This is a genomic window from Lysobacter sp. P5_C4 (assembly GCF_054049695.1).
The window spans coordinates 106,951-120,394 of the sequence record NZ_JBFULX010000002.1; the positions used below are offsets into that span (position 1 = coordinate 106,951).

14 protein-coding genes are annotated in these 13,444 nt (G+C 67.8%); 9 read left to right on the forward strand and 5 right to left on the reverse strand.

The window, feature by feature from the left end; all coding sequences use genetic code 11:
• Positions 1–16 precede the first annotated feature (16 nt).
• Genes ACXJJ8_RS04965 through ACXJJ8_RS04985 form a run of 5 tightly spaced genes read left to right on the forward strand, consistent with a single transcriptional unit; the run spans position 17 to position 5,073 of the window.
• Entirely contained in the window at positions 17–1,525 is a 1,509-nt protein-coding gene (locus tag ACXJJ8_RS04965) for an FAD-dependent oxidoreductase (protein ID WP_499027289.1), read from the forward strand.
• Between the two features lie 31 nt (positions 1,526–1,556).
• Positions 1,557–2,606 carry a two-component system sensor histidine kinase NtrB gene (locus ACXJJ8_RS04970; protein ID WP_499027290.1) on the forward strand — a complete coding sequence of 350 codons (1,050 nt, stop codon included), beginning with the start codon at positions 1,557–1,559 and terminating at the stop codon, positions 2,604–2,606.
• Positions 2,596–4,011 (forward strand): nitrogen regulation protein NR(I), encoded by a 1,416-nt coding sequence (ntrC, locus tag ACXJJ8_RS04975; protein ID WP_499027291.1) that lies wholly within the window; start codon positions 2,596–2,598, stop codon positions 4,009–4,011. The genes ACXJJ8_RS04970 and ntrC overlap by 11 nt, the downstream gene beginning before the upstream one ends.
• A 16-nt stretch (positions 4,012–4,027) precedes the next feature.
• Positions 4,028–4,579 (forward strand): superoxide dismutase family protein, encoded by a 552-nt coding sequence (locus ACXJJ8_RS04980; protein WP_499027292.1) that lies wholly within the window; start codon positions 4,028–4,030, stop codon positions 4,577–4,579.
• A complete protein-coding gene (locus ACXJJ8_RS04985) occupies positions 4,576–5,073 on the forward strand; it encodes a GNAT family N-acetyltransferase (protein ID WP_499027293.1) in 498 nt (165 codons plus the stop codon). The genes ACXJJ8_RS04980 and ACXJJ8_RS04985 overlap by 4 nt, the downstream gene beginning before the upstream one ends.
• Positions 5,074–5,077: 4 nt before the next feature.
• Here the strand turns inward: ACXJJ8_RS04985 and ACXJJ8_RS04990 are convergent, their stop codons facing one another.
• Positions 5,078–5,965 carry a hypothetical protein gene (locus ACXJJ8_RS04990; RefSeq protein WP_499027294.1) on the reverse strand — a complete coding sequence of 296 codons (888 nt, stop codon included), beginning with the start codon at positions 5,963–5,965 and terminating at the stop codon, positions 5,078–5,080.
• A gap of 106 nt (positions 5,966–6,071) precedes the next feature.
• On the opposite strand from ACXJJ8_RS04990, the gene ACXJJ8_RS04995 reads away from it, so the two are divergent.
• Positions 6,072–7,349, forward strand: a complete 1,278-nt coding sequence (locus tag ACXJJ8_RS04995) for an acetyl-CoA C-acetyltransferase (protein WP_499027295.1) — start codon at positions 6,072–6,074, stop codon at positions 7,347–7,349.
• Between the two features lie 19 nt (positions 7,350–7,368).
• On the opposite strand, the gene ACXJJ8_RS05000 is transcribed toward ACXJJ8_RS04995, so the two are convergent.
• On the reverse strand, positions 7,369–8,643 hold the full coding sequence (locus ACXJJ8_RS05000) for a TCR/Tet family MFS transporter (protein ID WP_499027296.1): 1,275 nt from the start codon (positions 8,641–8,643) through the stop codon (positions 7,369–7,371).
• 146 nt (positions 8,644–8,789) lie between these two features.
• Here ACXJJ8_RS05000 and ACXJJ8_RS05005 point away from each other — a divergent pair, with 146 nt between their 5' ends.
• Genes ACXJJ8_RS05005 through ACXJJ8_RS05015 form a run of 3 tightly spaced genes read left to right on the forward strand, consistent with a single transcriptional unit; the run spans position 8,790 to position 11,363 of the window.
• Complete coding sequence (locus ACXJJ8_RS05005; RefSeq protein WP_499027297.1) at positions 8,790–10,493, forward strand: toll/interleukin-1 receptor domain-containing protein; 1,704 nt, start codon at positions 8,790–8,792, stop codon at positions 10,491–10,493.
• Positions 10,490–10,921, forward strand: coding sequence for a hypothetical protein (locus ACXJJ8_RS05010; RefSeq protein WP_499027298.1), 432 nt, complete (start codon positions 10,490–10,492; stop codon positions 10,919–10,921). Before ACXJJ8_RS05005 ends, ACXJJ8_RS05010 begins: the two co-directional genes overlap by 4 nt.
• A gap of 22 nt (positions 10,922–10,943) precedes the next feature.
• Entirely contained in the window at positions 10,944–11,363 is a 420-nt protein-coding gene (locus ACXJJ8_RS05015; RefSeq protein WP_499027299.1) for a hypothetical protein, read from the forward strand.
• A 3-nt stretch (positions 11,364–11,366) separates the two neighbouring features.
• Here ACXJJ8_RS05015 and ACXJJ8_RS05020 read toward each other — a convergent pair whose 3' ends face one another.
• From ACXJJ8_RS05020 to ACXJJ8_RS05030, 3 genes are read right to left on the reverse strand one after another with little or no spacing between them, the layout of a single operon-like run.
• A complete protein-coding gene (locus ACXJJ8_RS05020) occupies positions 11,367–12,377 on the reverse strand; it encodes an NAD(P)/FAD-dependent oxidoreductase (RefSeq protein ID WP_499027300.1) in 1,011 nt (336 codons plus the stop codon).
• Entirely contained in the window at positions 12,313–12,909 is a 597-nt protein-coding gene (folE, locus tag ACXJJ8_RS05025; protein WP_499027301.1) for a GTP cyclohydrolase I FolE, read from the reverse strand. Before folE ends, ACXJJ8_RS05020 begins: the two co-directional genes overlap by 65 nt.
• 43 nt (positions 12,910–12,952) lie before the next feature.
• Positions 12,953–13,423, reverse strand: a complete 471-nt coding sequence (locus tag ACXJJ8_RS05030; RefSeq protein WP_499027302.1) for a hypothetical protein — start codon at positions 13,421–13,423, stop codon at positions 12,953–12,955.
• Between the last annotated feature and the right edge of the window lie 21 nt (positions 13,424–13,444).

Below are 13,444 nucleotides of genomic sequence, written 5' to 3' on the forward strand. Positions count from 1 at the left end.
TTCGGAGGAACCGCCCATGTCGCATACCGATGAGTTGCCCCCGGGCCCCGATTTCGCGCAGGGCGTGCCGCTTGCAAGCGTGCCCGCGGAGGGCGTCCTGGGGGGACGCGTCGGCAAGGAAGCGGTGCTGATCGCACGCCTGGAAGAGGGCTTGCATGCGGTGGGCGCGACCTGCACGCATTACAGCGGCCCGCTCGCCGAAGGCCTGCGGGTCGGCGACGAGATCCGTTGTCCCTGGCATCACGCATGTTTCAGCCTGCGCGATGGTTTCGCCCGCAGGGCACCGGCCTTCGGCCGGCTGGCGACGTGGCGCGTGGACATCGAAGGCGACACGGTCTTCGTGCGCGAGCAGATCCATGCGAAACCCACGACGCCACAGCCGCGCACGCCCCGCGAACGCATCGTCATCATCGGCGGTGGCGCCGCGGGGTTCGCAGCAGCCGAACGCTTGCGCGACCTCGGGCACGCGGGGACGCTGACGATGCTGAGCGCGGATGCGGATGCGCCCTACGACCGCCCCAACCTGTCGAAGGATTATCTCGCGGGGATTGCGCCCGAGGATTGGATCCCGCTGTCGCCGGATGCGCACTACGCGAAACGCAGGATCGACTTGCGCGTCGGCAGCAAGGTGGTCGCGATCGATCCCGCGGCGCGCGAAGTCGTGCTGCGCGAAGGCGATCGGCTCGGTTACGACGCGCTGTTGATCGCAACCGGCGCTGCGCCCAGGCCGCTGCGCCTGCCCGGATTCGACCGCCCGAACGTGTTGGCGCTGCGCTCGCTCACGGATGCCCGGGCGATCATCGCGGCCTGCGCCAACGCGCGGTCCGTCGCCTTCGTCGGCGCCGGTTTCATCGGCATGGAAGCCGCCGGCGCGCTGCGGGAACGCGGGCTCGACGTGCACGTGGTCGCGCCCGATGCCGTGCCGATGGAACACGCGCTCGGCGCGGACATCGGCGCGTGGATCCAGTCCCTGCATGCCGCCAGAGGCGTGCAGTTCCACTTGCGCGAGAAGCCCGCGCGCTTCGATGGCAAGGCGCTCGTGCTCGAAAGCGGAGCGCGCGTGGAATGCGACGTGTTGATCGTCGGCGTCGGTGTCGCGCCCCGCACGTCGCTCGCCGAAGCAGCGGGCCTGCAGGTCGAAGACGGCATCGTGGTCGATGCGTACCTGCAAACTTCACTGCCGGATCATTTCGCCGCGGGCGATGTCGCCCGGTTCCCGCTCGGCGATCAACAAGCGCGCGTGGAGCACTGGGTGCACGCACAGCGCATGGGCCAGGCGGCCGCCGCGAATCTCCTCGGCGCACGCCAGGCTTTCGACGACGTGCCGTTCTTCTGGACCTTCCACCAGGGAATCGATGTGCGCTACTGCGGTTACGCGGGCAAATGGGACCGCGTGGAGATCGACGGCGATCTGCAGGCGCAGGACTTCACCGCGCGCTACTTCCGGGGCGGGGCGCTGGTGGCCGCGGCGTCGGTCGGTCGCGACAAGGAAAACCTGGAGATCGAAGCCGCGCTGCGTCGTTGAGCGCAATGTCCTTTCGCACTACATTGGTGCAATGTTGGCGCCCTCTTCCGACCTGGATCTGCTCAGCACGCCCGTCGCCTGGACCGGCGCCGATGGCCGCATCGCGGGCGCCAACGCGGCTTGCGCGCGGTGGCTCGGGGTCAGCGCCAAGCGCCTGGCGGGCGTGCCGCTGGCTGCTCTGGAGTTCGAGGGGGACGCCTTCGTTCGCGCCATTTCGGGGCAAGGCGAGGGCGCGCGATTGCGCCGGATTCCGTTGGCCTTCCCCGGCACCGAGGCGCCGCGCTTCGCGGACGTCACGCTGACCGCGCGAGAGGGCGGCGGCTGGTGGCTCGAAGCGCACCCGGTCGACGAGTTTCCCGGCGATGACCCCGCGCAACTGTTGCCGAGCGCGCTGTCCGCCGCGTTGAAAGGGCTCGCGCACGAACTGCGCAATCCGCTCGCCGGCTTGAAGGGCGCCGCGCAGTTGTTGTCACGTCGCGTCGCGAACGACGACACGGGTCGCGAGTTGGTCTCGCTCATCGAATCCGAGGTCGATCGCCTCACCGGCCTGCTTGATCGCCTGCTCTCGCCCGCGCCACCGCGCCCCTTCGAACCGGTGAACATCCACGCCGTGCTCGAACGCGTGCTGCGCCTTGCGGAAAGCGACGCGGGTTGGGCCCTGCGCCTGGTGCGCGATTACGACCCGTCGCTGCCCGACGTCCTCGGCGACGGCGACCGCCTCACGCAGGCGGTGTGGAATCTGGTGCGCAACGCGATCGATGCGGGCGCAGCCAACATCACGTTGCGCACGCGCGCCGAACACGGCGTGCGCATCGGCGACGTGCCGCATCCGCTCGCGCTGCGCCTGGAAATCGTCGACGACGGCCGTGGCGTGCCGGAAGAACTCGCCGAACGTATTTTCCTGCCGCTGGTGAGCGGGCACGCCGCCGGCAGCGGCCTGGGGCTCGCCCTTGCGCAGCAGGTTGCGCGCGAACATCGCGGTTCGCTCGCCTATCGTTCGCGACCGGGGCATACGGTGTTCACGCTGTTGTTGCCGTTGTGGCTCGAAGACGAAACAGGGGAGGGCCGTGATGCCGAGTGACGTGCGCAACGCCGCACGCGTGTGGATCGTCGACGACGATCGCGCCGTGCGCTTCGTCCTGGCCACCGCGTTGCGCGAAGCTGGCTACGCGGTCGACGGATTCGAGAACGCGCGCGATGCGCTCGACGCCTTGCGTTCGCGTGGTGCGCCCGATCTGTTGTTCACCGACGTGCGCATGCCGGGCGAAGACGGCCTGGCCTTGCTCGAAAAGTTGAAGACCGCCGCGCCGCAATTGCCGGTCATCGTGATGAGCGCCTACACCGACATCGCGAGTACCGCCGGTGCGTTCCGCGGCGGCGCGTACGAATTCCTGTCGAAGCCCTTCGACCTGGACGCCGCGGTGGAAATCGCAGGCCGGGCGCTCCCCGCGACGAACGCCCACGCCGCGACCGTCGCGCCGACGAGCGCACCCAACCAGGAACTGATCGGCGAGACACCGGCGATGCGCGCGCTGTTCCGGAGCATCGGGCGCCTCGCACAGGCGCCGCTGTCCGTGCTGATCACGGGCGAGACGGGCACGGGCAAGGAACTGGTCGCGCGCGCGCTGCATCGCGAATCGCCGCGCGCGCACCGGCCGTTCGTTGCCTTGAACACCGCGGCGATTCCGTCGGAATTGCTCGAGAGCGAACTGTTCGGCCATGAAGCCGGCGCCTTCACCGGTGCGCAGAAACGCCATGTCGGGCGTTTCGAACAAGCCGACGGCGGCACGCTGTTCCTCGATGAGATCGGCGACATGCCCCTCCCGTTGCAGACGCGCCTGCTGCGCGTGCTCGCCGAAGGGGAGTTCTTCCGCGTGGGCGGGCGTGAATTGATCCGCGTCGACGTGCGCGTGATCGCCGCCACGCACCAGCAACTCGAACGCCTCGTCGCCGAGGGCAAGTTCCGCGCCGACCTGTTGCATCGCCTCGATGTCGTGCGCCTGCATCTGCCGCCCTTGCGCGATCGCCGCGACGACGTGCCCGCACTCGCCGAACGATTCCTCGCCGCGGCGGCGCGAAAACTCGGTGCACCGGCGAAACGCTTCGCGAAGCCGGCGCTCGACCGCCTGCGCAAGTACGATTGGCCCGGCAACGTGCGTGAACTCGAAAACGTGTGTTGGCGCCTGGCGGCGCTCGCGCCGGGCGATACGATCGGCACGGCCGAGCTCGACGTGGCCTTCGCGCATGCCGTACCGGACGCGACGCGCGACGAAGATTGGGAAGCGTCGCTCGCGCGATGGGCCCGCGAACGGCTCGCGGCGGGCGCCGCCGATCTTCACGCCGAGGCGCGCGATCGCTTCGACCGCATCCTGCTCGACGCGGCACTCGAACATACGCAAGGCCATCGCGGCGAAGCAGCGCAGCGGCTTGGACTCGGACGTAACACGCTCACCCGCAAGCTCGGCCCCGGCCGCAAGCGGCACTGACCACGGAGGATTTCGAATGCGCCACGCCATCGCCATCGTTGCCACGCTCACGCTTGCCGCCTGCGCGAGCGCGCCGAAGCCCGCGCCGGCACCGCCGCCCTCGTTGAGCACGGCGAAGGAAGGTCGTGCGAACCTCGCGCCCGCCTCCGGCAGCCTCGTCAGTGGCCGCGTCACCCTTCGTCCGATGACCGACGGCGTCCATCTCACCGGCACGGTCGGCGGCTTCCTGCCCAACAGCGTGCACGCCATCCACGTGCACGAGAAGGGCGATTGCACCGCGGCCGATGCCAGTTCGGCAGGCGGGCATTTCAATCCGATGGGCCAGCCGCATGGCCGCGCGAATACCCCCGCGCACCACGCAGGCGACATGGACAACATCGCCGCCAATGCGCAGGGCCAGGTCAATCTGGACATCCACCTGGCGGGCGTGACGCTCGGCGGCGGCGCGGCGAACGACATCGCCGATCGCGCGCTCGTCGTGCACGCGGCGGCGGACGATTACACCTCGCAACCGGCGGGCAATGCCGGCGCGCGCGTCGCGTGCGCGGTCATCAAGATCGTGCAATGACGCACGCCTTCCGCATTCGTCCCGCGCATCCGGCGGACGCCGGGTTCATCGCCGACTGGAATGCGGCGATGGCCCTGGAAACCGAAGGCAAACAGCTCGATGCCTCGACGGTGCGTGCGGGCGTCGCTGCAGGCATCGCCGATCCGCGGAAGTCGCGGTATTTCGTCGCGATGGAAGATGCGACGTTCGCGGGCGCGGAGACCATCGGCGTGCCGGTCGGAACACTGATGCTCACGACCGAATGGAGCGACTGGCGCAACGGCGACTGGTGGTGGATCCAGAGCGTCTACGTCCCACCCGGACATCGGCGCAAAGGCGTGTTTTCGGCCTTGTATCGCCACGTCGAAGCCTTGGCGAAACAGACCGACGGCGTCGTCGGCCTGCGCTTGTTCGTCGAGCGCGAGAATGAAAATGCCCAGCGCACGTACGAAGCGCTGGGCATGCAGGACGAAGGCTACCGCTTGTATTTTGCGCGGACCGACGGCGGCGGTTGACGCGCTAGAGTTCTTCGTGCGCGTCGTGGCCCGCGTCGCAATGCACGAACGTCACCGGGATCCCGTGCGCCTGGAGCACCGCGGCGAACTGGCGCTGCCGCGCCTGGAAGAATTCGAATGCGCGCTCGAGCTTGTCGCACTGGCCTTCGGTCGTGTGCGCCGCTTCCGGCGCGTAACGTTCGCGCCACGCCTGCGGCGTGAACATCGCGATGCGTGCTTCGCGATCGGTGTAATGCACGACGGGTTCGGGGCGGGTTTCCAGCCATTCTTCGGCATCGGGGGCGAGCAGCGCGGCTTCCAGGATCGGCCAGAGCGAGGCAAGGCCCGCGTGTTCGTACTGCATCGCCATCATCGCGGCCAGGTCGTGCAGCGTGAGGTAACGCGCGTGCTCGACCTTCAGGCCGAAGGCCTCCTGCGCGAGCAACGCAGTCGCGGCGCCGGCCATGCCGCGTTCCATCAGGTCGCGTTCCAACAGATCGCCGACGCGCGTCGCGATATCGGCGTCCCCACCCAATACGAAAGGGATCAGGCGCAGCGGCCCGCCCGCGTATTCGCCTTGCGGCGTGAGCGCGCCCGGCAGCGTGTCGGCATGTGCGCCGAACGCGACGACGCGGCCGGCGGCATCGCCGGGTGCGCGCGCCGCGAGCTGGTCCAGTTCGCGATGCAGAGGCCAACCCGGCCGCAGCAATTCGACCACGTCGTAATGCGCACCGACGGTCACCAATTGCAGGGCATCGGCCCCGTCGGCGAAGCTCGACAGATCCTGCGCCATCTTCTGCGCAAGGGCTCCGGCGTCGGCCTGGGCGAGCGCGGTGCGCTGTGCATCGGAGCCTGGCGCGAGTTCCAGCGCGAGGGCGCCGAGCAATTGGAGGTCGGGCGTTGCGTTGTTCATCTGAGGGCCGGGAACGTGGATTGGCCCCGCTGGTGGCGGGGTTTACACTGCATCGCATTATGCCCGGGCGGTTCTCGCGGCGGGCTGTGATCGACGAGGTCATCCGATGCTGCACGGCCGTCCCGTCGCCATCCTCGGCGGCGTCCGCATCCCCTTCTGCAAGCAGAACACGGCGTATGCCGATGTCGGCAACCTCGGCATGTCGGTGCGCACGCTCGGCGCGCTGGTCGAGAAGTTCGGCCTTCACGGACAACACCTGGGCGAAGTTGCGCTCGGCGCGGTGATCAAGCATTCCAGCGACTGGAACCTCGGCCGCGAGGCCGCGCTGTCCTCGGGCCTCTCGCCGCTGACGCCCGGCATCACGCTGCAGCGCGCGTGCGGCACCTCGCTCGACACGATCGTGCACATCGCCAACAAGATATCGACGGGCCAGATCGAAGTGGGCATTGGCGGCGGCTCGGACACCACTTCCGACGTGCCGATCGTCTACGGCCAGCGGCTGCGTCGCCGCCTGCTCGCCGCCGCGATGATGAAGACGCCGAAGGAAAAGCTCGCCGCGTTCAAGGGCTTCCACTTCCGCGAGCTCAAGCCCGATTTCCCCGGCGTCGCCGAACCGCGCACGGGCAAGTCGATGGGCGAGCACACCGAGGACATGGCGAAGCAGTGGAATATCTCGCGCGACTCGCAGGACGAGCTCGCCGTCGCTTCGCACCACAAGCTCGCCGCCGCGTACGAGCGCGGATTTTTCGACGACCTCGTCGTGAGTTTCCGCGGCGTGTCGCGCGACAACATCCTGCGGGCCGATACCTCGATCGAAAAACTCGCGACGCTGAAGCCCGCCTTCGACAAGACCTCGGGCCGCGGCACGCTGACCGCCGGCAATTCCACGCCGCTGACCGACGGCGCCGCGGCATGCCTGGTGGCCAGCGACGAATGGGCCGCCGCGCACAATCTCGAAGTCCTGTGCCACCTGCGCGATGCGCACGTGGCGGCGGTCGACTTCGTGCATGGCGAAGGCCTGCTGATGGCGCCGACGATCGCCGTCCCCGAGATGCTCAGGCGCAACGGCCTGACGTTGCAGGACTTCGACTTCTACGAAATCCACGAAGCCTTCGCCGCGCAGGTGTTGTGCACGCTGCGCGCGTGGGAGAGCGAGGAGTACTGCCGCACGCGGCTGGGCCTGGAAGCACCGCTGGGCCGGATCGATCCGGCGAAGATCAATCCGAACGGTTCTTCGCTCGCGGCGGGGCATCCCTTCGCGGCGACCGGTGCGCGCATCGTCGCCACGGCCGCGAAGGAATTGAAGGAACGCGGCGGCGGGCGGTGCCTGGTGTCGATCTGCACCGCCGGCGGGATGGGCGTCGTCGCAATTCTCGAACGCTGACCTCGAACGCTGGCGGCGCTCAGGTCGCCGCTTCGGTTTTCGCTTCGTCGCGCGCGGTGCGCGATGCGGCGTGCGTCTTCGAGAAGCGCCACGCCACCAAACCGGCACACGCGAGCAACGCACCCGCCAACAGGAACGGCGCGCCCGGCAGTTTGCCCGGCGCATGCGGACCGATGAACAACGCGAAGACCGACGTGTAGATCACCGGTGCGACGATGCCGGCGAGACTCGCCAGGCTCGTCAATGCACCTTGCACGCGCCCCTGCACTTCGGGCCCCACCTCACGCGTCACCATTGCCTGCGTCGAGGGCATCGCCAATGCCCACAGCGACATGATCGGCAGGCCCATCAGGAACACCGCACCGGTCGGCGCGAAACCGTAAATGGTGAACCCCACCACGCCGCACGACAGGCCGAGCAACAACGCGCGCCGCTCACCGATCGCGCCGACGATGCGCTTCACGAGCACCGCGTTGACGATCACGCTCAACACGCCGACCGCACCGAGCACCCAACCCACGTCGCCCGAGCCCCAGCCGTAGGCGAAATCGGCGAACAGCACGAACACGCTCGGATACACGTAGTGCGCGAAGTTCACCAGGAACACCACGACGGCCAGGCCCCAGATCGCACGGTATTGGCCGAGCAACCTGAGCGAGCCGATGGGGTTGGCGTGCGCCCAGTCGATCCGCTTCGTGCGGCGCTCCACCGGCAGGGATTCGGGCAGCACGAACATCCCGTAGACGAAGTTCACCAGCGCCAGGCCTGCAGCGAACCAGAAGGGCAGGCGCACGTTCACTTCACCCAGGTGTCCACCGATCGCCGGGCCGATGATGAAGCCCAGGCCGAACGCCGCGCCGATCATGCCGTAGGCCTGCGCGCGCTTCGACGGTTCGGTGACGTCGGCGATGTAGGCGTTCGCGGTGGTGAAACTCGCCGAGAACATCGCCGAAACAACGCGACCGACGAGCAACCAGGGCAAGGTTTGCGCCACCGCCATGAAGATGAAATCCACGCCGAGCCCGAGGCACGAGAGCAGGATCACCGGCCGCCGGCCGAAGCGATCGGACATCGCGCCCTGCACGGGGGCCGAAATGAACTGGATCGCAGCGAACAGGAAACCGAACACGCCGACCCAATACGCCGCATGCACGGTGTCGCCGCCGACGAAGTCCATCAACAAGTGCGGCAGCACCGGGATGATGAGTCCGAAGGCGAGGATGTCGATCAGGACGGTGACGAAGATGAAGGCGAGCGCGGCCTTGCGCGCGCCCGGTGCGGCGGTGTCAGTCACTGTGGGATTCGCTGGCGGAACGACGGCGTGCAGTCTAGCCCGGCGCCCGCCCACCTGATCAGTGACCGTCTGTCGCATGGGTGTCCGGGATTCACGGGTCCGGGCGTTCCCACAACGTCCCCCATGCGCCCTGCGGGGCCCTACTCGTGCGCTATCGCGCGTTCCTCAGCTACAGCCACAACGACGCTCACTGGGCGCGCTGGTTGTTGCGTCGGCTGGAGTCGTATCGCGTGCCTGGCCGGCTGGTCGGCACGCATGGTCGCGCCGGTGCGATTCCCGCGAAATTGGGTGCGGTGTTCCGCGATCGCGATGAGTTGCCGACCGCGGGCGATCTCAGCAGTACGATCCGCGAAGCCCTCTCCGAGTCCGACGCGCTCGTCGTGATCTGCTCGCCGGCGGCGGCTCGCTCGCAATGGGTGGATGCGGAAGTGCGTGCATTCCTGGCCCAGGAGCGGAGCGATCGCATCTTCTGTTTCATCGTCGAAGGCGATCCTGCCGTCGACAACTGCTTTCCGCCCGCGACGATCGAGGAGGGGCGCATTCCGCTCGCGGCCGATGCGCGGCCCGAAGGCGACGGCAAGGACCGCGCCTTCCTCAAACTCGTCGCGGGCATCCTGGGCGTGGGCTACGACGCGCTCGTCCAGCGCGAAGCACAGCGTCGCAACCGCCGCCTCGTCTTCGTCACGGCTGCCGCACTCGCGGGGATGACGATCACCTCGGGGCTCGCGATCACCGCGCACGTCGCGCGCAACGATGCGCAACGTCGGCAGGCGCAGGCCGAAGACCTGCTCGGCTTCATGCTCGGCGACCTGCGCAAGAAACTGACGACCGTCGGCCGGCTCGACCTGATGCGCAAGGTCGACGACAAGGCGACGACGTATTTCGCCGAACTCAACCCGCGCGACCTCAACGACCGCGCGCTCGGGGAACAGGCGCGCTCCCTCACCGGCATCGGCCAGGTGCGGCTGGAAGAGGGCAACCACGTCGAAGCGATGCGCGCCTTCCGCCAGGCGTATGCGCGCACGACGGCACTCGCCGCGCGCGACCCGGCCAACGGGCAACGCTTGTTCGATCGCGCGCAGGCCGAATACTGGATCGGCAACGTGGCCTACGTGCAGGGGAATCTGGACGAAGCGCAGCGCTGGCTCACGCAGTATCGCGACAGCGCGCTGCAATTGGCGGCGATGGATCGCAAGAACTTCGACTGGCAGAAGGAAGCCGCCTACGGCTACCACAACCTCGCCGTGCTCCTGGAGCAGCGCAAGCAACACGAAGCGGCCGAGAACGCGATGAAGCGCGAGCTCGAATTGTTCCGCGGCTGGGTGAAGCAACGCCCCAACGACACGCAGACGCGCTCGGAGGAAGGCATCGTCGTGTCCTGGCTGGGCACCAATGCCGAGCAGCAAAGGCGCTTCGATGAAGCCGAGACGTGGTTCGCCACGTTGTTGTCGAATGTCGAGGCCCTGCGCAAGCTCGAGCCCGACAACGCCACGTGGCGCAAGGACTGGGTGGACGCGCAGTTGCTGCTCGCCCAGGTGCGCTTCAAGCGCGGCGACTTCGCCGGCGCGCGCATGGCCACCGAAGCGGCCAATCGCGAAGCGGATGCACTGGTCAAACACGACCCCACGAATCGGACCTGGCTCAGCCAACAGGGCATCGGACGCTATTGGCGCGCGCAGCTGGTCGGCGTGACGAAGCCGAGCGACGCAATGCCCATCGCCGGCGAAGCCGAACGCATGTTCGCGGCAATCGTCGCGGTGGAACCCAAGAACGAGCGCGTCGTCGATTGGCTGGGCAAGACGCGCACCTTGCAGACCCAACTCTCCAAACCGACGGTGGCAGTGCGATGAAAAACGACAGACAGGAAGCAAAACTGGAAGTGATGCGCGGCAATCCCCCTGACGGCGATTGGCGTGCGACGACGGCGATCAGGAACAGCGAGAAGGAGCCGTACGCCTATCGCTTCGATGGGGGCAGGAAGGGCCGCGGACACCTCAACGCGCAAGTGGGCGACGGGGAGCAGCTGTACGCGGTGAAGCTCAAGACCACCGACCGCTCCCAATCCAAATCGAAGTACGACATCCACGACGTCAGCTTTTCCGGCGACGACAACCACCAGTTGGAATGGGTGCGAAAGGACAGCAGCGGCGACCACGCGAGCATCTCCAACACCAACGAATACGCGATGCAGGCCTATTACCTCGTCGTCGTGAAACGCGACGACGGTTTCCTGATCGATTGCGACCCGATGATTTCCAACGATCCTCGCCACGTTTGACCCCCACCGACGGAGCATCGCAATGCCAAACGAAAGCGTGAACCTCAACGTGCAGCCCGGCAGCAACAACGGCAATGGCTGGGTCACGGTCACCGCGCCGAACACCCAGATGCAATACAGCTTCAAATACACCGGCGGCAACCAGAACAACGGCGGATTGAAGACGAAGGTCGGCGAGGGAGCGGCGACCATCAGTGTCAGCCTCAACGGCAACAATCGCTACAGCGTCAACGGCGTGGGCTTCACCAACGACATCACGCCCCCGCAGTTGAGCGGGTCGTACACGACGGACAACGCGGCGGTGACCGATCTCAACACCGCGCCATTGAACGCCGACTATTGCGTTTCCGTGCTCGACAGCACCAACGGCTCGATCATTCCCTGCGATCCGATGATCTCCAACGATCCCAGGAAAACGGTGCCACGCATCCAGCACTCCTGAGCGTCACGGCGATGGCAGGTCCGCTGCCGTCGCCGGCTGTGCGTCGGGGTCTTCGCGGAAGTTGCGCGGCAAGCGGTTGTGGATCGCCGTGGCCGCGATGGCGGCATGGCCCACGGCCACGCTGATCTGGTTCAACACACTGACGATGTCGCCGATCGCGTAGAGACCGTCGACGTTGGTCTCCTGTCGCTCGTCCACGTGGAGCTCGCCGTTTTCGTCGACCGACGCGCCCAGCGCGGTCGCCAGGTGCGATTGCGCCCTGGCGCCAAGGATCGGGTACACCGTGTCGAATCGGTGCACGCTGTCGTCCTCGAGTCGGAAGACGCAGCAGCGGCCATCGTGTTCCAGCGATTTCGCCACCGGCAACACCGACACGCGCGCCTCGCGCGCCAGCGCCGCGTTCGCTTCGCTCGGGTCGCCGGGCTCGGAGCGCACCGCAACGACGTTGCGCGAGAACGTGCGCAGGAACACCGCATGCGCGATCGCCACGTCGACGGGCGCGTACACCGCGATGCGATCGTCGCTGGCTTCGTACGCGTCGCAGACCGCGCACATGCGGACGACGTTGCGCGCGATCGCGTCCTCCAGCCCCGGCATCGATGGCATCGCATCGACGATGCCGGTGGCGATGAGCACGAACGTGGCGCGCCAACGCGTTCCGTCCTGCGCGGTGGCGAGGAAGGCATCGCCGTCGCGCTCGAGCTTGGCGATGCACCCTTCGACGATGTCGGCGCCGTAGCCGGTCGCTTGCGCGCGGAGCTTGGCGAGGAGCTCGGTGCCCGATACACCGAAGGGGAACCCCGGGCAGTTGTGACTCCTGGGGATCCAGCGTGCGCGGCTCTTGCCGGCATCCACCACGACTGCGCGCCGATGGAAGCGCGCGAAATACGTCGCCGCGGTCAGGCCGGCGGGGCCGGCACCGACGATCAGGCAGTCGAGTGTCGGCAGCTCAGCGGTGGCCGCTGCCGACGGAGATGAACTGGAGGAATTCGCCGCGGGTACGTGCGTCTTCACGGAAGGTCCCGAGCATGGTCGATGTGACCATGCTGACACCGCGCTTGTGGACGCCGCGCGTGGTCATGCATTCGTGCGCGGCCTCGATGACCACGCCCACGCCCAGCGGATGCAGCGCGCGCTGGATGCAGCCGGCGATCTGCGCCGTCATCTTTTCCTGCACCTGGAAGCGGCGCGCGTACGCATCGACCACGCGTGCCAGCTTGCTGATGCCCACCACCTTGCCGGCCGGCAGGTAACCCACGTGCGCGCGGCCGATGATCGGCGCCATGTGATGCTCGCAGTGGCTCTCGAACTGGATGTCGCGCAGCACGACGAGTTCGTCGTAGCCCTCGACTTCCTCGAAGGTGCGACCGAGATAGTCTTCGGGATCCAGCGCGTAGCCGCTGAACCAATCCTCGTAGGCCTTGACCACGCGCTTGGGCGTGTCGAGCAGGCCCTCACGCGCCGGGTCGTCGCCGGACCAGCGCAGCAGGGTACGCACGGCGTCTTCGGCCTGCGCGCGGGAAACGGAATTGCGGTCGTCGCTCATCGGGGGCGGCCCTGCGTGCCGGCGGGGGCCGCCATGGTACCGGCTAGCGCGGCGGTGGCATGTGCTCGGCCTTGCCGAGCGCTTCCTGCATCGAGCGCCATGCGTGTTCGACCGCCGGGCGCGCCTCCAGCCAGGCCATGCGCGAACCGAAATGCGCGTTGGACTCCCAGGCGCCCTGCAGGATCGACTCGGCTTCCGGGAACGACTCCTCCCCGTACCGTTCGTATGTTTCCAGCCCGTAGCGATAGGCCGGGGCGTAGTCGTGCCAGGTGTATCCGGCGCGGTAATACGGCATCGACTGGTAGATCTGTTCGAAGTGGCCGAGGTTCTCGCGCCGGTCGCGCGCCTCGGCGATGCGATCCCCGGCCGTCGCGCCCAGCGCCACGCCGACGATACCGCCGACCGCCATGCCCGGCGGCCCTGCGACGACGGCGCCCAACGCCGCGCCCGCCGCACCGCCCGCGAGGGCTGCGCCCGAGGTTCCGACCACGTGGTCTTTCTTGAGGATGCTCATCGGCGCGGCTCCCGTGTCGAG